12 protein-coding genes and 2 pseudogenes are annotated in these 19,134 nt (G+C 45.1%); 10 read left to right on the forward strand and 4 right to left on the reverse strand.

Features of this window, described 5'->3' with window-relative positions; translation table 11 throughout:
* Positions 1 to 14: 14 nt before the first annotated feature.
* Both HMPREF9007_RS14185 and HMPREF9007_RS14180 read right to left on the reverse strand, forming a co-directional pair.
* Entirely contained in the window at positions 15 to 818 is an 804-nt protein-coding gene (locus HMPREF9007_RS14185; RefSeq protein WP_008761367.1) for a hypothetical protein, read from the reverse strand.
* On the reverse strand, positions 799 to 1,602 hold the full coding sequence (locus HMPREF9007_RS14180) for a metallophosphoesterase (RefSeq protein ID WP_008761368.1): 804 nt from the start codon (positions 1,600 to 1,602) through the stop codon (positions 799 to 801). The genes HMPREF9007_RS14185 and HMPREF9007_RS14180 overlap by 20 nt, the downstream gene beginning before the upstream one ends.
* 296 nt (positions 1,603 to 1,898) lie before the next feature.
* Between HMPREF9007_RS14180 and HMPREF9007_RS14175 the strand changes: the two genes are divergently transcribed.
* Genes HMPREF9007_RS14175 through HMPREF9007_RS14165 form a run of 3 tightly spaced genes read left to right on the forward strand, consistent with a single transcriptional unit; the run spans position 1,899 to position 7,251 of the window.
* Positions 1,899 to 4,208, forward strand: coding sequence for an ABC transporter permease (locus HMPREF9007_RS14175; RefSeq protein ID WP_032850355.1), 2,310 nt, complete (start codon positions 1,899 to 1,901; stop codon positions 4,206 to 4,208).
* Positions 4,209 to 4,248: 40 nt separating this feature from the next.
* Positions 4,249 to 4,923, forward strand: a complete 675-nt coding sequence (locus HMPREF9007_RS14170; RefSeq protein ID WP_008761370.1) for an ABC transporter ATP-binding protein — start codon at positions 4,249 to 4,251, stop codon at positions 4,921 to 4,923.
* Between the two features lie 12 nt (positions 4,924 to 4,935).
* The gene (locus tag HMPREF9007_RS14165; protein WP_008761371.1) at positions 4,936 to 7,251 is read left to right on the forward strand and encodes an ABC transporter permease; all 2,316 of its coding nucleotides are present in this window, start codon (positions 4,936 to 4,938) and stop codon (positions 7,249 to 7,251) included.
* 137 nt (positions 7,252 to 7,388) lie between these two features.
* Here HMPREF9007_RS14165 and HMPREF9007_RS14160 read toward each other — a convergent pair whose 3' ends face one another.
* A complete protein-coding gene (locus tag HMPREF9007_RS14160) occupies positions 7,389 to 8,759 on the reverse strand; it encodes an MATE family efflux transporter (protein WP_008761372.1) in 1,371 nt (456 codons plus the stop codon).
* Positions 8,760 to 8,910: 151 nt separating this feature from the next.
* Here HMPREF9007_RS14160 and HMPREF9007_RS14155 point away from each other — a divergent pair, with 151 nt between their 5' ends.
* From HMPREF9007_RS14155 to HMPREF9007_RS14145, 3 genes are all read left to right on the forward strand, one after another.
* Complete coding sequence (locus HMPREF9007_RS14155; RefSeq protein ID WP_008761373.1) at positions 8,911 to 9,558, forward strand: HAD family hydrolase; 648 nt, start codon at positions 8,911 to 8,913, stop codon at positions 9,556 to 9,558.
* Between the two features lie 182 nt (positions 9,559 to 9,740).
* Positions 9,741 to 10,562: a 3-methyl-2-oxobutanoate hydroxymethyltransferase gene (gene panB, locus HMPREF9007_RS14150; protein WP_008761374.1), complete on the forward strand. Its 822-nt coding sequence runs from the start codon at positions 9,741 to 9,743 to the stop codon at positions 10,560 to 10,562.
* An 8-nt stretch (positions 10,563 to 10,570) separates the two neighbouring features.
* Positions 10,571 to 11,728 carry an MFS transporter gene (locus HMPREF9007_RS14145; RefSeq protein WP_008761375.1) on the forward strand — a complete coding sequence of 386 codons (1,158 nt, stop codon included), beginning with the start codon at positions 10,571 to 10,573 and terminating at the stop codon, positions 11,726 to 11,728.
* A gap of 128 nt (positions 11,729 to 11,856) precedes the next feature.
* Here HMPREF9007_RS14145 and HMPREF9007_RS14140 read toward each other — a convergent pair.
* Positions 11,857 to 14,074 (reverse strand): annotated as a pseudogene (locus HMPREF9007_RS14140) (RelA/SpoT family protein).
* 106 nt (positions 14,075 to 14,180) lie between these two features.
* Here HMPREF9007_RS14140 and HMPREF9007_RS14135 point away from each other — a divergent pair.
* From HMPREF9007_RS14135 to purT, 4 genes and pseudogenes are all read left to right on the forward strand, one after another.
* Positions 14,181 to 15,697 (forward strand): annotated as a pseudogene (locus tag HMPREF9007_RS14135) (DUF4301 family protein).
* A 265-nt stretch (positions 15,698 to 15,962) separates the two neighbouring features.
* Positions 15,963 to 16,586: a chloramphenicol acetyltransferase gene (locus tag HMPREF9007_RS14130; RefSeq protein WP_008761378.1), complete on the forward strand. Its 624-nt coding sequence runs from the start codon at positions 15,963 to 15,965 to the stop codon at positions 16,584 to 16,586.
* A gap of 36 nt (positions 16,587 to 16,622) precedes the next feature.
* Positions 16,623 to 17,846: an acyloxyacyl hydrolase gene (locus HMPREF9007_RS14125; protein WP_008761379.1), complete on the forward strand. Its 1,224-nt coding sequence runs from the start codon at positions 16,623 to 16,625 to the stop codon at positions 17,844 to 17,846.
* Positions 17,847 to 17,896: 50 nt separating this feature from the next.
* Positions 17,897 to 19,063 carry a formate-dependent phosphoribosylglycinamide formyltransferase gene (purT, locus tag HMPREF9007_RS14120; RefSeq protein ID WP_008761380.1) on the forward strand — a complete coding sequence of 389 codons (1,167 nt, stop codon included), beginning with the start codon at positions 17,897 to 17,899 and terminating at the stop codon, positions 19,061 to 19,063.
* Positions 19,064 to 19,134: the final 71 nt, after the last annotated feature.

Raw genomic sequence — 19,134 nt, forward strand, 5'->3', positions numbered from 1 at the left:
ATTCGGATTTGAATTTATAGCCATTGGAACTTTAATCCGAATGATAAACTCAGATAATCACGGGGACGGAGGTAGCTATTTGTTACGCCACTGATCAGATAAAGATCGCATGTACTTATCTCGTAGAAGAAAGTCACGGACTTTGCCAGAAATCGGCGGTTAGGGTCAATATCATAGGTCAGCCGTTGTCCCATGAAAACATGGATACGCACCTTGCTTGAAAAACCATAGTATCCTTTCGGATAACGTTCCGGTTCGCTGACCCAGAACTGATTGCCGAATACGGTATTCAGATACAGTCCGCAGGAAAGCGGCTCGGTAGAGAATCCTTTCCCCAGGTTGATGCTCCAGGGCATATAGTTCTGTTTCAGTGTCATGGTCACTTTTGCCTTCTTGGACGAATACTTCGGGATAAATCCGAGCAACAGGTCAGTTTCCCACTGATTTCGTTTTCCGTAATCCCATCCGGTGCCGAAGGAGAGTAATCCCATATTTCCGGCATATTGTATTTTAGAGTGGGTCGGAATGATGCGTTCCCAGTTTTTGCGGAAGCGATGTACACGTCTGTCGTAGCCGGTGCGAAGAACCGGTTCGGCAATATAAGGAAGTACTGTGTCTGCTTTGACTATTGTGAATGCAGAATCACCCTCATGAAAGGCTATGATAGAATCTGCCTTAATTGCCAGTTTCAGCGAGTCGGGTTTATAGTTCCTGATAATTGTATCTGGCTTGCAAGTAGCCGAAAGCAGGCTGGGGAAGAGTAGAAGCATAGTCAGTACTCCTGCGCGGATCATATATTTAGTATTCAACCAGTTCATATTCGTATTTTTCCGGGGTTATAGTAAATACCAGATAACTGCGACTTTTCATGCAGTCGCTGACAATATAATGCACATCGTCATCAAAAAGGATTCTGTCATCGAATCCGTGATTATGGGCGGCCGTGCAGAACTGTAGTCCCGGATATTGGGTGATGTAGTACTGGAACGGCTTCGCCACATTATCATTGAACACATCTGCAAAAGGATGTGCATGCATGCTGACTACGGTTTTTTCAAACTCATCTGCCCTGTCCGTCAGTTCCTGTTCCATAAAACCGAAATTGGGAATAGGCTCCGAATAATCATATTCCAGCGCATTGGTATTAAGGCAGACGAATTTCACATTGCCCGCAATGAATGAGAAGTTGGTAGGTCCGAAAACAGCCTGATAAGTTTCTGCTCCGGTACCCAGACAGTCATGATTCCCGATAAGGACGACATAAGGCACTTTCAGTCCGTTCATGATGTCCCGCTGCCAAAGAAACTCTTTGGTCAGCCCGAAGTCACTCATATCTCCTCCGTGAATGACGAAATCGATATCATCTCTCTTATTGACCTCTTTTACAAAGTCTTCTGTCTCATCATACCATCGCTGTGAATCGCCCATCGTGATAAAACGGATGGTTGTCTTTCCTTTGCACTTAGCTTCTATTTGTTCAATGTTATGAGCATTTACGTCTGTCTCTCCACTGATACGTACATCGTAGGGGTGGTAGTCTATCAGATCGCATCCGGCCAGAAGCAGGCAGACTAGGAGAGTGTATAAATTCTTGTTTACCATAAATAGAATAATTTATTTAATTGAAAACTTGATGCGAAGATAGAGTTTTCAGTTGAGATATGGGCGATTGCTTGGGCGAAATAAGAAAAATGGAACAATAAATAGGCATTAATGCATACTTTCCACTGAGAAAGGAAATACGATTGTCTTTGTCTAATAATTAGACGCATGTGTCTAATTATTAGACAGTAGATGATAGGACAGATAACTATAAATGATTGAGAATGAGTATTCTCACTATTGTGGCACGTTATCTGCACTGCATCATAAAAAAAACAGGAATATATTATATAATCATGAGACAAATCTATTATGTCATTCGAACTTTGCTGCGGGGGCGTAGTTCCAATGTTGTCAAGGTCATTTCTTTAGGGCTTGGGCTGACAATGAGTATTTTATTATTTGCCCGCGTGGCTTTTGAGCAGAGCTTTGATAAATGCTTTAAGGATTATGAAAACTTATATCAAGTCTTTTCCATCTTTACGATGAATGGCGAACAACTCGAACCGCAGGATCAAAATTGCGGACCGGTAGCGGGTGCAATTCTTGAAAACTTTCCCAAAGAAGTGGAGGCGGCTACCAGTTACTGCCTTTGGGTGAATGATCCTCTCTATCATGGTAGTGTCCGTTTTGAAGTCAGAAAGCTGGCGGCAGATTCCCTCTTTTTCCAGACGATGGGAATCGAGGTCTTAAGCGGAACTCCGGTGAAAGATTTAGCCCAAAAAGATGTAGTTTACCTGAGTGACCGTTTGGCACGAAAGATGTTCGACACAGAGAATCCGATAGGCAAGGTTATCTCATACAGTAAAGAGATAGAACTTACGGTAAAAGGCACCTATGCTGATATACCGGAGAATGCGACGGTAAGGCCTGAAGCGGTGATTTCTCTGCCGTCGATATGGAGCCGTAAATGGGGAAATTACTCATGGAGAGGCGGCGACAGCTGGCTGGCGTTCATCCGTTTTCGTCCCGGAGCCGATAAGTCGGTAGTGAATGCCCGGATAGACGCAATGATACAGAAGTATCGTCCTGCGGAAGATCAAAAAGTGGTTGGATATACCGCTTTTGTAAAGCCCATCCGTGATGTATACCGTGACAATAAAGATGTAAGGCGGATGCGGAACATCATGACTATTCTGGGTATTACTATTCTTTTCATCGCTTCATTGAATTATGTGTTGATTTCCGTTTCATCACTTTCCTATCGGGCGAAAGCGGTCGGTGTGCATAAATGCAATGGGGCAGGAAACATGACCATATTGAGTATGTTTCTTTGGGAAACAGCGATTATCATTCTGTTTGCCCTGATCCTGATGGGATTGATCTTATTGAATTTTCAGGATTTCTTTGAAGATACGGCAGCTGTCAAGTTAAGCGCTTTGTTCAGCTTGGATCGTATTTGGGTACCTTTATTAACGGTAGCTGTACTTTTCGTTGTGGGTGGGGTGTTGCCGGGACGACTGTTTGCAAGGATACCCGTTACTCAGGTATTCCGCCGATACACGGAAGGTAAAAAGGGCTGGAAACGACCGTTGCTGTTTATCCAGTTTGCCGGTGTAGCATTTATTTGCGGACTGATGTATGTGGTGATGATGCAATATTATTATATCTTGAATAAAGATTTGGGTTATAATCCAAAGCGTGTAGTGGTGGCCAATGCCAGCTTCGGTGAGGAAGAAAAAGGAAATTATGCCTTGAATGTTTTCCGGAATATGCCTTATGTGGAATCCGTGTCCAGTGCCACTTATCATCCTGTCTACGGATATAGTGGAACGATTATTAATGATGAAAGCGGACAGTCACTATTTTCATCCCGTTATTGCAGTGTTCCGGATGATTATCCGAAGATGATGGGGATGGTTCTGAAAGAGGGACGTATGCCCCGTGGTGACGATGAGACAGTCGTCAATGAGACTTTTGCCGAGTGGATGCATTGGGGAAACAATATACTGAATCGTACAGTTTATAATTCGGGATACGTATGTAAGGTAGTGGGCGTGATGAAAGATTATCGCATCGGAAGTTTTACCAGCCCGCAACAACCGTTGCTGCTTATGCACACCAAGAGGTTTGGTGATTGTATCCATGTCCGGTTGAAAGAACCTTTTGCCGAGAATCTTCTCAAACTGAATAAGGAGATGGAGAGTGCATTTCCTGATAAGACTATCGAATTTCGGTCGATGCAACAGATGATCAAAGAGAATTATAACTCTGTTCGTGTTTTCAGTAATGCTACGATGCTGGCGGCAATAACAATGTTTTTTGTGATGTTGATGGGATTGATAGGCTACACTACGGATGAGGTCCGCCGTCGTTCCAAGGAGATAGCCATACGCAAGGTGAATGGTTCTGAAGCAACCGGAATCTTGGAACTGCTGGTGAAAGATGTGCTTTATGTAGCCGTTGTTGCAGTTTTAATCGGAGTGGTAGCAGCATGGTACGTCAATGGTATGTGGATGGATTTGTTTGCCGAACATGTTCCGCTCAGTTGGGCTGCCTATCTTCTGATAGCAATTGCAAATCTGGCAGTCATTGTGGCATGTGTACTTTGGAAATCATGGAAGATTGCCAATGAAAACCCGGTCAATAGTATAAAGAGCGAATAAAGAAGAAATAAAAAGTATAACAACATAATAAATGAACAAGATGATACAGATTGAAAACATTAGTAAAGTATTCCGTACTACCGAAGTAGAGACAGTCGCACTAAATCACGTGAACCTTGAAGTAAAGGAAGGAGAGTTTGTTGCCATTATGGGACCTTCGGGCTGTGGCAAGTCCACCTTACTGAATATTCTTGGTTTATTGGATAACCCAACCGAAGGTTCTTACCGATTATTGGGAGAAGAAGTTGCCGGATTGAAAGAAAAGGAACGTACCGGCGTCCGCAAAGGCAAACTGGGCTTTGTATTTCAGAGTTTTAACCTGATAGACGAACTGAATGTCTTTGAGAATGTAGAACTTCCGCTGACCTATCTTGGTATCAAATCTTCCGAACGCCGCCGCATGGTAGAAGACATCCTGAAAAGGATGAATATCAGCCACCGTGCCAAACACTTCCCGCAACAACTTTCCGGCGGTCAGCAACAACGTGTGGCAATTGCCCGTGCGGTAGTGACTAATCCAAAGCTTATCCTTGCCGATGAGCCTACCGGTAATCTGGACTCCAAGAATGGCGCGGAAGTAATGAACCTGCTGACAGAACTGAACAAGGAGGGAACCACCATTATCATGGTAACGCACTCACAGCACGATGCGAGTTTCGCACATCGTACCGTACATCTGTTTGACGGTAGTGTAGTGGCAAGTGTAACGGCATAAACCGGAACGACAATGAGACAAATCTATTATAGCATCCGAACCTTACTGCGCGAACGCGGCACAAATATCATCAGGATAATTTCTCTTTCGCTGGGACTTACTATTGGTATTTTACTCTTTTCGCAGATTGCGTTTGAATTGAGTTATGAACATTGTTATCCGGAACCGGAACGACTGGCTATTGCACGTTGCCTGACCACTAACCTTAGCACGGGGGAGACAATGGGAGACGACGGCAACAATTATGATTACACACTTTTTGATGTGGTTGCATCTACTTTGGCGCAGGATATGCCCGAAGAAATAGAGTTTGCCAGTTGTGTCCTCACCGGACAAGGGATGAGTATATATTACGAAGACAAATTATTATCGGACGTTAACTATATATACGCTGATACTTGTTTCTTCCAGACTTTTGGTATCCCTGTCTTAAAAGGGAACCCGAAAGATATGATCATGCCGGGAAGTGTGTTTGTGTCAGAGCATTTTGCCCGTGAAACGTTTGGAGATGCGGACCCTATCGGTAAAATTCTTAAAGCAGACAGGCAAAATGATTTTACTATTCGTGGTGTATACAAGGATATGCCGGAGAATACGGTGCTCACTCACGACTTTGTTGTCTCCATCCATCGGGATGGAGGATATCAGGGAGGATATGGCTGGAAGGGAAATGATGTCTTTTACACGTTTCTTCGCCTGCGTAATGCTGCGGATATTGACAAGGTGAATGACAACATCCAACGGGTAATCGAAAAATACACTCCTGCCCAGTATGATGACTGGAAAATGAATTTCAGTGTCATCCCATTGGTGAAGTATCATTTGATATCTTCCGATGTGCAGAAGCGTTTGATCATATATGGCTTTCTGGGATTCGCTATCTTCTTTGTGGCCATCATGAATTATATGCTGATATCTATTGCCACCCTAAGCCGTCGTGCCAAAGGAGTAGGAGTACATAAATGCAGTGGTGCCAGTTCCGGAAATATCTTCGGCATGTTTTTGGCAGAAACAGGAATCCTTGTTATCTTTTCCGTACTTCTTAGTCTTCTGCTGATAGTCAACGCACATGAAATAATCGAAGATTTGCTTTCTGTCCGTCTATCCTCACTTTTTGCGTGGGAGACACTATGGGTGCCTTTGCTTACGATTGTGATACTTTTGCTTTTGGCAGGTGGCATACCGGGACGGCTGTTTTCGCGTATACCAGTCACGCAGGTGTTCCGTCGTTACTCTGATGGTAAAACGGGTTGGAAACGTTCGTTGTTGTTTATACAGTTCACAGGTGTCTCCTTTGTTTTAGGACTGCTGCTGGTAACGCTCCTGCAATACAACCATCTGATGAGCCGCGATATGGGAATAAACGTTCCGGGACTGGTTCAGGCAGGAACCTGGTTGCCGAAAGAAACGGTAGAGCATGTCACCGATGAACTGCGTCGCCAGCCTATGGTAGAGGGAGTGGCTGTTGCCACAAGCGGAGTAATCGGACAGTACTGGACACGCGGACTGATGAGTAATGATGGTAAAAGAATCGCTACACTTAACTTTAATTATTGCAGTTATAACTATCCCGAAGTAATGGGAATAAAGATTATCGAAGGCAGCACTCTTAAGAAACAGGACGATTTATTGGTGAATGAAGAGTTGGTACGTCTGATGAAATGGACAGATGGGGCGGTAGGAAAGAAACTGAATGATATACAGGGTACGATTGTCGGTGTCTTCCGGGATGTCCGCAACTATAGCTTCTTTTCAACTCAGGCACCTATTGTCTTGATAGGATCGGAGAATGCCAATCATGTATTTGATGTCCGTTTGAAAGAGCCGTATGATGAAAATCTGAAACGTCTGAACGAGTTTGCCGATAAGACATTTCCGAATGTAGCCTTGCATTTCAGTTCTGTAGACGGTATGATAAAGGATATATACAAGAGTGTATATCGTTTCCGTAATTCAGTCTGGATCACTTCAAGCTTTATTCTGCTGATTGTAATAATGGGATTGATCGGATATGTGAATGATGAAACGCAACGTCGAAGCAAAGAAATAGCTATCCGGAAAGTGAATGGAGCCGAAGCTTCTCATATTTTGCGTCTGTTGATACGCGAGATTCTGTATGTCTCCGCATCCTCCATATTGATTGGTACCATTGTTTCCTATTTTGTCGGAAAGGCATGGCTTGACCAGTTTGCCGAACAGATTTATATGAACCCGTTATTGTTTGTGGGTACGGCAACGTTTGTCTTATTGCTGATTGTAGTTTGCGTTGTGTTAAAAGCATGGCACATCGCCAATGAGAATCCGGTGAAAAGTATAAAGAGCGAATAAGAATATTATTATCTTTTAGGCACGGATTAACGCGGCTTTTATGAGATGCATTCATTGCAGAAGTCATCTTAATCCGTGTATTCGTGCCTAAATATTTTTCATACTGATATATCTTTTAGCATAGCGTCCTTTTTGCTTTATTCCGCCACCTTATCCGCTATCGGATGTTCTTTCGATACTTTCTTTATATAAATCATCAGACTGATAACTGCCGTAATAAATGCTAAAGAGTCCGATACCGGCAGACTGATCCATATTCCCTTCAGTCCCCACCAATGCGGGAATAACAACAGGCAAGGCAGCAAATAAAGCAACTGCCGCGTCAACGAAAGGAAAATACTTATTTTTACTTTGCCTATACTTTGGAAGAAGTTACCGATTACAATCTGTGCTCCTACAAACGGGAACATAAGTACAGTCAACCGAAGACCGTCCACCGCAAGTCCGATTAACTCATCACTATCCGTGAAGACTGCCGATACTGCATGAGGGAAAAACTCGCAAATCAGAAAGCCACTGCTTGTAATCACTACACCGGAAATAATTCCCAGCTTTAGCGTCTGTTTCACCCGGTCTATCTTCTGTGCTCCGAAGTTGTAACCTACAATCGGCTGCATGCCCATCGTCAGTCCCAATACGATCATGACATAAAGCGTCAGCAACCGGTTGATGATTCCGTAAGCACCGATAGCCATGTCGCCTCCATGTTCCTGCAAACTATTATTAATCACGATAACGATGGCACAAGCACAGACATTCATCAGGAAAGGAGACATGCCGATAGCGAAAATACTCTCTACAATCCTTCCTTTCATTTTCCAGACCTTTCCCTCAAAATGCACCGTACTGTCTTTCTTGCAGAAGTGGCTCACCACCCATACCATTCCGATCAGCTGTGAGATAACCGTTGCTGTAGCCGCTCCCCGCATTCCCCATTCAAAGTGAAAGATAAAGATAGGAGCGAGGATGATATTTGCTACTACCGTTACCATAGAAGTAAGCATCGCTTTCTTCGGATATCCGGTGGCACGCATCACATTATTCAGGCCGATCATCGTGTATGTGATGGGAGTTCCCAATAAAATCACCTGCATAAAACTCCGTGCATAAGGCAGTGTGTCGGGACTGGCACCAAAGAAAGTCAGTATATCATCAAGAAAGATAAAAGACAGGATACCGAAAAAGAAAGAATTTGTGATACAGAGCATCAGCGTATGTGACAGAATCTCCGTAGCCCCTTTCATATCTTTCTGTCCCAGGCGAATAGAAGCGATGGTAGAACCACCCGCCGAAACGAGTGTACAGAAAGCAACGACCAGATTCATCAGAGGAAAGCTCACCGCCAGTCCGGCAATAGCCATCGCACCCACACCGTGACCGATGAAGATGCTGTCGATGATATTATAGATAGACGTGATTGTCATCCCGATGATAGCGGGAATGGAGTATTGCAACAGTAGCTTACCGATGCTTTCTTTTCCTAATATGTGCGGATCGTTTTTGCTCATGCGCTCGTATGGATTGTTGGATGAAAACGAATGTTACGTTTTTTTAAGTGGGGCAAAGGTACGAATTATTTGCCTGATTCGATGATTATTCGGAACTTTGCACAATTCAATACACAAGGTTTAACGTTTTAGGTAAAAAGAAAGATTACGTATGGATACAACAAAGACAATTGCGGCACTGTTCGATTTTGATGGTGTCATCATGGATACGGAAACACAGTACACTGTTTTCTGGGATGAACAGGGACGTAAATATCTGAATGAAGAAGACTTCGGCCGTCGCATCAAGGGACAGACGCTGACCCAGATTTACGAGAAATATTTCTCGGACCTCCCCGAAGCTCAACAAGAGATTACGGCCGGACTCAATATTTATGAGAAAAGCATGTCCTACGAGTACATCCCCGGTGTAGAAGCTTTTATTGCCGATCTTCGTAAACACGGAGCAAAAATAGCCGTTGTAACCAGCTCCAACGAAGAGAAGATGCAAAACGTCTATAACGCCCATCCCGAATTTAAAGGAATGGTAGACCGCATCCTGACCGGAGAAATGTTTGCCCGTTCCAAACCCGCTCCCGACTGTTTCCTGCTCGGTATGGAAATATTCGGTGCTACTCCCGAAAACTCGTACGTGTTCGAAGACTCCTTCCACGGTCTGCAAGCCGGAATGACTTCCGGTGCCACTGTTATCGGTCTTGCCACTACCAATACAAGAGAGGCCATCACCGGAAAAGCACATTATATAATAGATGACTTTTCGGAAATGACCTTTGAACACTTATTGGCCTTGCACCGTTAGTTCTTTCTTATTATCTTCTTAATTTGTCTTTTTGGCCGCCTTCTCATTAACTTGAGGAGGTGTTTGAAAGGATTTTTTCTTTTTCTTTCTCACTTATGAAAGAAATGTTATAACTTTGCCGCAATTTTTGATGGCGTTGACGCCTTATTTAATTTCTAGTTTTAATTTAAAATTTAAGAAACATGGCTGGTTATATATCAGATGACACAAGAAAGGTGACTACTCATCGCCTGGTTGAAATGAAGCAAAGAGGCGAAAGAATATCTATGCTTACTTCTTATGATTACACAATGGCACAGATCGTAGATGGTGCGGGAATGGACGTAATTTTGGTAGGCGACTCCGCTTCGAACGTGATGGCGGGTAATGTGACTACATTGCCTATTACTCTCGATCAGATGATTTATCACGCTAAATCAGTAGTACGTGGCGTAAAACGCGCTATGGTCGTAGTAGACATGCCTTTCGGTTCCTATCAAGGTAACGAAATGGAAGGTCTTGCTTCTGCCATCCGCATTATGAAGGAAAGCCATGCCGATGCTTTGAAACTGGAAGGTGGAGAAGAAATCATCGATACGGTGAAGCGTATCATCAGTGCGGGTATTCCGGTGATGGGACACTTGGGACTGATGCCTCAGTCTATTAATAAATACGGTACTTACACGGTACGTGCCAAAGATGACAACGAAGCTGAAAAGCTGATTCGTGATGCTCATCTTCTCGAAGAGGCAGGCTGCTTTGCCATCGTACTCGAAAAGATACCGGCTACTCTTGCAGAACGTGTGGCTTCCGAACTGACGATACCTATTATAGGTATTGGTGCCGGTGGTCATGTTGACGGACAAGTATTGGTCATTCAGGATATGCTTGGAATGAACAACGGATTCCGTCCGCGCTTCTTACGTCGTTATGCAGACCTGTATACGGTGATGACTGACGCCATCAGCCGTTACGTATCCGACGTGAAGAATTGCGACTTCCCTAACGAGAAGGAACAATATTAAAACAGTATATGGCAGTTAAATTGTGGACAGTTCATTTTATGCGGATATGCGTAGCTAATTTGCTGTTGTTTATCTCCTTGTATATCTTGTTTCCGGTACTTTCCGTTGAGATGGCAGACCGTCTCGGAGTACCGGTGGCACAGACAGGAGTGATCTTTCTTTTTTTCACTTTAGGAATGTTCCTTATCGGTCCGTTCCATGCTTATCTCGTAGATGCTTATAAGCGTAAGTACGTATGTATGTTCTCTTTTGCCACGATGGTGGCAGCAACGGCAGGATACGCCTTTGTGACGAACATCACGGAACTTATCTTGTTGAGCACCGTACAGGGACTGGCTTTCGGAATCGCTACCACCGCAGGAATCACACTCGCCATTGACATAACGAACGCTACACTTCGCAGTGCCGGAAATGTCAGTTTCTCCTGGATGGCACGTCTGGGGATGATTATAGGCATTGTTCTGGGTGTCTGGCTTTATCAGAGCTATTCTTTTAAAAATCTATTGTCCGTATCGGTGATTACCGGAGCAGCAGGTGTTTTGATGGTATCCGGAGTATATGTGCCTTTCCGTGCACCGATTGTGACCAGGCTTTATTCATTCGATCGCTTTTTGCTGTTGCGGGGATGGGTGCCTGCCATCAATATGATTCTGATCACCTTCGTTCCGGGGTTGTTGATTCCGCTTGTACACCGTTTCCTTAACGATTCCGTATTGGGAAGCAGTGGAATCCCTATACCGTTCTTTGTCGGTACAGGCATCGGATATCTTGCCTCCCTGTTGCTGGCGCGTCTGTTTATTCTGAAAGAAAAAACTCTGCGGCTGGTGCTCGTCGGCATCATACTGGAGATTGTAGCCATCACTCTGCTGGCCTCCGGTTTCCCGGTAGGCGTACCTTCCATACTCTTGGGTTTGGGACTGGGGTTGGTGATGCCGGAATTTCTGGTCATGTTCGTGAAACTGTCACATCATTGTCAGCGGGGTACGGCAAATACCACTCATCTGTTGGCCAGCGAAGTCGGATTCGCATCCGGAATAGCTGTTGCGTGTTACTTCGATTTGGAAGCGGATAAGATGCTCTATACAGGACAGGTGGTAGCTGTGATTGCTTTGATTTTCTTTATACTGGTTACATATCCATATTATAAGAGAAAGAAAGTGAGATAAATCGTTTCGCACTATTTCCGTGACATGATTGTCTATCATAAATAAAAAGACTGGCGTTATCCTGACGGAGATAATGCCAGTCTTTTTATTAAAGACCTGTCAACAGATTTGCTGTTAGCATAGAGTGCTTAGTTTCTGCTTACCTGTTTAACTCCCTTCACTGTCCGCAGCTTTTTGATCAGCGCTTCCAGTCGTCCGGTATCACCCACCATGACCGTAAGCGTTCCGGAGAATAGTCCGTCGTTGGAATTGATTCCGATGGACCGCAGACTGATTCCATTCTCTTTGGAAATGATGGAAGTAATATTGGTAACAATGCCGATATCATCATGACCTACTACGCGCAGCGTAATCGGATACTGCGTACCGACTGACTTGCCAGCCCAACGCGCTTTAACAATCCGGTATCCGAACCGTTCGCGCATCTGATTGGCATTCGGACAGTCTGCCCGGTGAATCTTGATACCTCCGCTCACGGTTACAAATCCGAATACATCATCCCCATAGATCGGGTTACAGCATTTGGCCAGTTTAAATTCCAGTCCTTTCAGATTCTGATCAATGACCAGTATATCCTCTTTTGAACTAGGTTCTTCCTGAGTTGCCTGCAAATTATATCCTTCGGCACTGCGATACACAATCTCATCGTGCGTGTCATTGTCCCGTCTCTGCTGTTCAAGGTATTTGTCCAGAATGTCGTTGACATCCAATGTCTCGTCAGCAATCTTCTGATAAAACTCTGTCACATTCTTAAAGCCCAGCCGCTTGATCAGGCGCATCATGGTGGCTTCGTCATACTCCATCTTCCGGTTCTTGAACTTCCGTTCCAGTGTCTCTTTGGCGAAATCGTGCTGGCGTGCTACCATCTCTTTGAGTGCCTGCCGTATCTTGGTGCGGGCTTTGGAAGTCGTCACGATGTTGAGCCAGTCCTGTTTGGGAGTCTGGGTATTCGACGTCATGATTTCTACCTGATCACCGCTGTTCAGTTTCTGTTTGAGCTGTACATTTTTGCCGTTTACTTTCGCACCGATACACTTGCATCCCAGTTTGCTATGGATGTGGAATGCGAAATCGAGCACAGTAGCTCCTTTGGCAAGTTTGAATAAGTCTCCTTTAGGCGTGAATACAAATACCTCATCCTCGTAAAGGTCCATCTTGAACTGATCCATCACTTTCAGTGAGTCGTTATCCGCATTTTCAAGCGCTTCACGTACCGAAGTCAGCCATTCGTCCAGTCCTGTTTCCCCTTTGATACCTTTGTATCTCCAGTGTGCGGCGAGTCCCCGTTCAGCGATCTCGTCCATCCGGCGGGTACGGATCTGTACTTCCACCCATCTTCCTTCCGGGCCCATCACGGTAATGTGCAACGATTCATAACCGTTGCTCTTTGGAATCGAGAGCCAGTCCCGCAGACGTTTCGGGTTCGGCTGATACATATCCGTTACGATAGAATAGACCTGCCAGCATTCCTGCTTTTCTTTGGCCGGGTCCGGTTCGGAATCCAGAATGATACGGATAGCGAACAAGTCATAGATACCTTCAAACGGAGTCTTCTGCTTCTGAATCTTATTCCAGATGGAATGGATGGATTTGGTACGTCCCTTGATGTCGAACTTCAGTCCGGCTTCCTTTACCTTCTTCTGGATAGGATCGATGAAAGAAGCGATATACTTGTCGCGGGATGCTTTCGTCTCGTTGAGCTTCTCCTTTATAAAGTAGTAGGTTTCTCGCTGCGTATATTTCAGCGACAAGTCTTCCAATTCCGATTTCAGCTTGTAAAGTCCCAGTTTGTGGGCCAGCGGAGCATATAGGTAAGCAGCTTCGTTCGCTACTTTCACCCGGTCTTCCTCGTTGCCTGTATCCTTGATTTGGCGCATGATGTTCACACGGTCTGCGATCATAATCAGGATGACACGCATATCTTCGGCAAAAGAGAGCAGGAGATTGCGGAAATTCTCCGATTCTATCGCCGGACTTTTGGAGTACAGTTCGTTTGTTTTCACCAAGCCTTTGATGATACTGCCTACATCTTCGCCATATTCGGCATTCACTTCTTCGATAGACAGGATATGTGCCTTCACTATTTCGTGAAGCATGATGCCGACCAGACACGAACCTTTCATGCCAATTTCTTCGGCTACGATAACTGCCGTTTGTAAATCTCTGATGACGGGATTCATCCCGAAGTTATTGCGTTGCAGCCCGTTACACTGGGCGGCTTTGATAAGATGTTTCTTTAATTTTTGGCAATCCCTCCAGAAAATCGTATCTCCGGCAGATTGCAACAGATGCCTGTAGAGTGAAAAAAAGCTCCTTCTTTTCCTCTGATGTAAAAAAGTCGTCCATATTCAATCTTGTTAATTCGACGTAAAATTAGTTTTTTTCCCGGTTATTCGGCAAGAAGTAAATAACATTTTGTATTTTTGGGCATCAATTAATAAAAATAGATATTATGATAACGACACAGGACAAAGAGTTGCTTGCCAAGAAAGGCATCACGGAGGCGCAGATAGCAGAACAGCTGGCTTGCTTCCAGACGGGTTTTCCTTATTTGAAACTGGACGCTGCCGCTTCCATAGAAAAAGGCATATTGGCTCCTGACGCAGAAGAAAAGAACGCATATCTGGCTGCATGGGATGCTTATAAGAATACGGATAAAATCATTGTGAAGTTTGTTCCTGCTTCGGGCGCTGCCAGTCGTATGTTCAAGAATCTGTTCGAGTTTCTGTCCGCAGAGTATGACAAACCTACTACAAAGTTTGAGCAGGCATTCTTCGACGGAATCAAGGATTTTGCTTTCTATGACGACTTGAATGTAGCTTGTCAGCGTACAGCCGGAAAAGATATTCCGGGGCTGATGGAAGAAGGTAATTACAAAGCCGTAGTAGCTGCCCTTCTCGAAACTGCCGGACTCAATTACGGAGCACTTCCGAAAGGTCTGCTCAAATTCCATAAATATCCCGAAGGTTCACGTACTCCACTGGAAGAACATCTTGCCGAAGGCGCTATGTATGCAGCCGGAAAAAGTGGTAAAGTCAACGTACACTTCACTGTCTCTACCGAACATCGCGAACTCTTCAAGAAACTGGTGGAAGAGAAAGCCGAAGCATTCGGCAAACGTTACGGAGTAGACTATTACATCACCTTCTCCGAACAGAAACCAAATACCGACACCATCGCTGCCGATATGGACAACCAGCCGTTCCGAGACAATGGTAAACTCCTGTTCCGTCCGGGTGGGCACGGTGCACTGATCGAGAACCTGAACGATCTCGACGCTGATATTATCTTCATCAAGAATATCGACAACGTAGTACCCGATAAACTGAAAGCCGACACCGTTACTTATAAAAAACTGATTGCCGGCGTACTCGTGTCCTTGCAGAAAAAGGCATTCGAATACCTCGAACTGCTCGACAGCGGAAAGTATACGCACGAGCAAATCATGGAAATTCTCCAATTCCTGCAAAAACAACTTTTCTGCAAGAATCCCGAAACGAAGAACCTCGAAGATGCCGAACTGGTGATCTACCTGAAGAACAAACTGAACCGTCCGATGCGTGTATGCGGTATGGTGAAGAATGTAGGTGAGCCGGGTGGCGGTCCGTTCCTTGCTTATAACAGTGACGGAACTATCTCACTGCAAATCCTCGAAAGCTCTCAGATCGACATGAACGATCCTGCCAAAAAGGAAATGTTCGAAAAGGGTACGCACTTCAATCCGGTAGACTTGGTTTGTGCCGTACGCGATTATAAAGGTCACAAGTTCGACTTGGTGAAATATGTAGATAAGGCGACCGGCTTCATTTCTTATAAATCAAAGAACGGAAAAGACCTGAAAGCGCTTGAACTTCCCGGCTTATGGAATGGTGCGATGAGCGACTGGAACACAGTATTCGTAGAAGTTCCTCTTACCACTTTCAATCCGGTGAAACGGTGAACGACCTGTTGCGCGAGCAGCATCAGTAGGATTTAAAACAAGATTGGGTCCAGTCTGTCATTCTTCCTCCTCCGCAGTCGTCCGAATGGCAGATACAGACAAATGTCTCTCCCAATCATTATAATTACTAATTAAGTAAAAGCAAAATCTGAGAGGCTGACTAAAAAGTCAGTACTATCTTAAATCTCCTCCTTCCCGAAGGAGGAGATTTAAGATACTGCCGACTTTTAGTCAGCCCTAGTGTAGATACAACCGACTTTTTAGTCACTACTTATAATAAAAAGAGTATTTAGGATGAATCAGATAGAAAAGATCATTGACATTGCAACATGGAACAGAAAAGAGCATTTTGAACATTTCAGCGCATTCGATGATCCCTTTTTCGGAGTGACAGTCCATGTAGACTGTACCCGTTCTTATCAGGAGGCTAAAGACAAAGGCGTCTCCTTTTCTCTTTTACTATTACATCGTATCATCACTGCCGCAAGCAAAGTCGAGGAATTCCGTTACCGCATCGAGGGCGACAAAGTAGTCTGCTATGACAGTCTTCTTCCCGAAGCGACAGTAGGGCGTGCCGATCATACTTTTTCTTTTGCCGCCTTTGAGTACGATCCCGATGAGCTCACCTTTATCCGTAAGGCGAAAACCGAAATGGAGCGGCTGCAAGCTACCACCGGACTGAACAAAGGAGGAACTTTCCATCCCAACGCCATTCACTATTCGGCTGTCCCATGGCTGGCCTTTACAGATATGAAACACCCTACGAACATGCGTTCGGGCGATAGCGTCCCCAAAATATCTACCGGAAAATACTTTCGGGAAGGAGAGAAGCTGATGCTCCCCATTTCCGTCACTTGTCATCACGGACTGATGGATGGTTATCATGTTGCCAAGTTTATTGAGACCCTTGATTTATGAAACCGTCAGGATCTGGAGACTAACAATGACGGCACTATGAGAAACAAGACCCTGAGATGGAAAACCATCGTTCTTTGTTCCATCATGTTTTGCCTGCCGAAGACTCCTTTGGCAGGGCAGGAGTCTTCTGGTTTTATCCATCGTTTGGGAATGGAAGCCCGTCCGCAATATGTATTTCCTACCAACCCCTTCCTGCAAGGAGAGAACGAACGCTGGAAACCGATTCAGACATCGTTTGCCGCCCACTTGAAATACTCGTTCAAGTTTCGTCCCAATACTTGTGCCGACCGTATTTACGGTGGAGCTTATCAGGGTATCGGCGTATCCCTTACCACCTTTGGTGATAAAAAACAGTTGGGCGATCCTTTCTCATTCTATGTGTTTCAAGGAGCACGAATTGCCCGTTTCTCTCCCCGTGTCTCGCTCAATTATGAGTGGAATTTCGGTTTGTCCGCCGGATGGAAGCCATACGACAATTATTATAATTCCTATAATGGTGCGGTCGGTTCACGGATGAATGCTTATATCAATGCCGGAGTTTACATAAACTGGGCGTTTTCCCGTTACTTCGATCTGATTGTCGGAGGCGATTTCACGCACTTCTCCAATGGTAACACTAAATTCCCGAATGCCGGAATCAATACTGCCGGAGCCAAGATCGGACTCGTCTACAATTTCAATCGTACGGAAGAAGACCTCTCGAAATCAGTCTACCAGCCTGTCATCACCCGTTTTCCCCGCCATATCAGTTATGATGTCGTGCTGTTCGGGTCATGGCGTCGAAAGGGAGTGTGGGTAGGAGAGAAGCAGATCGCATCTCCCAATGCGTATCCCGTTGCCGGATTCAATTTTGCCCCGATGTATAATCTGGGTTATAAGTTTCGCGTGGGAGCTTCACTGGACGGTGTTTATGATGGCAGTGCCAATGTATATAGGGAAGATGTAATTGTAGAATATGGGAGCAGCAGTTCTAAACGTGAGTTCCTGAAACCGGGCATTCAGCATCAGCTGGCCTTGGGACTTTCGGGACGTGCGGAATATGTGATGCCTTATTTTACCATCGGTGTCGGCATGGGAGCCAACGTGCTCAGCCGTGGCGATATGAGAGGCTTCTACCAGATTCTTGCATTGAAAATAGCCGTTACCCGGAGTTCCTTTCTTCATATCGGATACAATTTGCAGAACTTCCAGACGCCCAACTATCTGATGCTCGGACTCGGTTTCCGTTTCCACAATAAATATCCTAAGGTACGTCATTAATAAAAAGAAATATACTAATTTTGCATCACTAACATAAAACACTCAAAATAATGAAGAAAATACTGTTACTCGGTTCCGGAGAATTAGGAAAAGAGTTTGTGATCTCTGCACAGCGCAAGGGGCAACACGTCATTGCTTGTGATTCTTATGCCGGAGCACCTGCTATGCAAGTTGCCGATGAATTTGAAGTCTTCGACATGCTGGACGGTGAAGCATTGGAACGCGTTGTAGAAAAACATCATCCGGACATCATCGTTCCGGAGATAGAAGCCATCCGCACAGAGCGTCTCTATGACTTTGAAAAAGAAGGAATTCAGGTAGTGCCCAGTGCCCGTGCCGTCAACTTCACGATGAACCGTAAGGCGATCCGTGACCTTGCCGCCAAAGAACTCGGCTTGAAAACAGCCAACTATTTTTATGCCAAGACACTGGACGAATTGAAGGAAGCAGCCGCCAAAATCGGTTTCCCTTGTGTCGTCAAACCGTTGATGTCTTCTTCCGGCAAAGGACAGTCTCTCGTCAAGGGTGCCGACGAGCTTGAACATGCCTGGGAATATGGATGCAGTGGCAGCCGTGGCGATATCCGCGAACTGATCATCGAAGAATTCATCAAGTTCGACAGTGAAATCACCCTGCTCACCGTTACACAGAAAAACGGACCTACGCTGTTCTGTCCTCCTATCGGACACGTACAGAAAGGCGGTGACTACCGTGAGAGTTTCCAGCCTGCACACATCGACCCTGCACACTTGAAAGAAGCCGAAGAAATGGCGGAAAAAGTAACCCGTGCCTTGACTGGTGCCGGACTTTGGGGAGTGGAATTCTTCCTGAGCCATGAAAACGGAGTCTACTTCTCCGAGCTTTCTCCCCGTCCGCACGATACGGGCATGGTGACATTGGCAGGAACGCAGAATCTGAATGAGTTCGAACTTCACCTGCGTGCCGTACTCGGTCTGCCCATCCCCGGCATCAAGCAGGAGCGGATCGGTGCAAGTGCCGTTATCCTTTCTCCGATAGCGAGTCAGGAACGTCCTCAATATCGTGGCATGGAAGAAGTGACGAAAGAAGAAGACACTTATCTGCGCATCTTCGGCAAGCCGTTTACCCGCGTCAACCGTCGCATGGGAGTCGTACTTTGCTATGCACCGCTGAACTCCGATCTGGATGCGTTGCGTGATAAAGCGAAACGAATCGCCGAGAAAGTAGAGGTATACTAAATAAAAAGAATGAGAGTGAGTCAAAAGCAAAAGGATAGTGAATATTGCTTTTGATTCTCTCTCATCATCTC

The organism is Bacteroides sp. 1_1_14 (assembly GCF_000162515.1).
In the GTDB taxonomy this organism is placed as follows: Bacteria; Bacteroidota; Bacteroidia; order Bacteroidales; family Bacteroidaceae; genus Bacteroides; species Bacteroides thetaiotaomicron.

Excerpts from the sequence above, each read along its gene's own strand:
- panB (WP_008761374.1), top strand. The coding sequence starts at position 9,741 with ATGGCTGGTTATATATCAGATGACACAAGAAAGGTGACTACTCATCGC.
- HMPREF9007_RS14180 (WP_008761368.1), bottom strand. The coding sequence starts at position 1,602 with ATGGTAAACAAGAATTTATACACTCTCCTAGTCTGCCTGCTTCTGGCC.
- HMPREF9007_RS14130 (WP_008761378.1), top strand. The coding sequence starts at position 15,963 with ATGAATCAGATAGAAAAGATCATTGACATTGCAACATGGAACAGAAAA.
- HMPREF9007_RS14165 (WP_008761371.1), top strand. The coding sequence starts at position 4,936 with ATGAGACAAATCTATTATAGCATCCGAACCTTACTGCGCGAACGCGGC.
- HMPREF9007_RS14145 (WP_008761375.1), top strand. The coding sequence starts at position 10,571 with ATGGCAGTTAAATTGTGGACAGTTCATTTTATGCGGATATGCGTAGCT.
- HMPREF9007_RS14155 (WP_008761373.1), top strand. The coding sequence starts at position 8,911 with ATGGATACAACAAAGACAATTGCGGCACTGTTCGATTTTGATGGTGTC.
- HMPREF9007_RS14125 (WP_008761379.1), top strand. The coding sequence starts at position 16,623 with ATGAGAAACAAGACCCTGAGATGGAAAACCATCGTTCTTTGTTCCATC.
- HMPREF9007_RS14160 (WP_008761372.1), bottom strand. The coding sequence starts at position 8,759 with ATGAGCAAAAACGATCCGCACATATTAGGAAAAGAAAGCATCGGTAAG.
- purT (WP_008761380.1), top strand. The coding sequence starts at position 17,897 with ATGAAGAAAATACTGTTACTCGGTTCCGGAGAATTAGGAAAAGAGTTT.
- HMPREF9007_RS14175 (WP_032850355.1), top strand. The coding sequence starts at position 1,899 with ATGAGACAAATCTATTATGTCATTCGAACTTTGCTGCGGGGGCGTAGT.
- HMPREF9007_RS14170 (WP_008761370.1), top strand. The coding sequence starts at position 4,249 with ATGATACAGATTGAAAACATTAGTAAAGTATTCCGTACTACCGAAGTA.
- HMPREF9007_RS14185 (WP_008761367.1), bottom strand. The coding sequence starts at position 818 with ATGAACTGGTTGAATACTAAATATATGATCCGCGCAGGAGTACTGACT.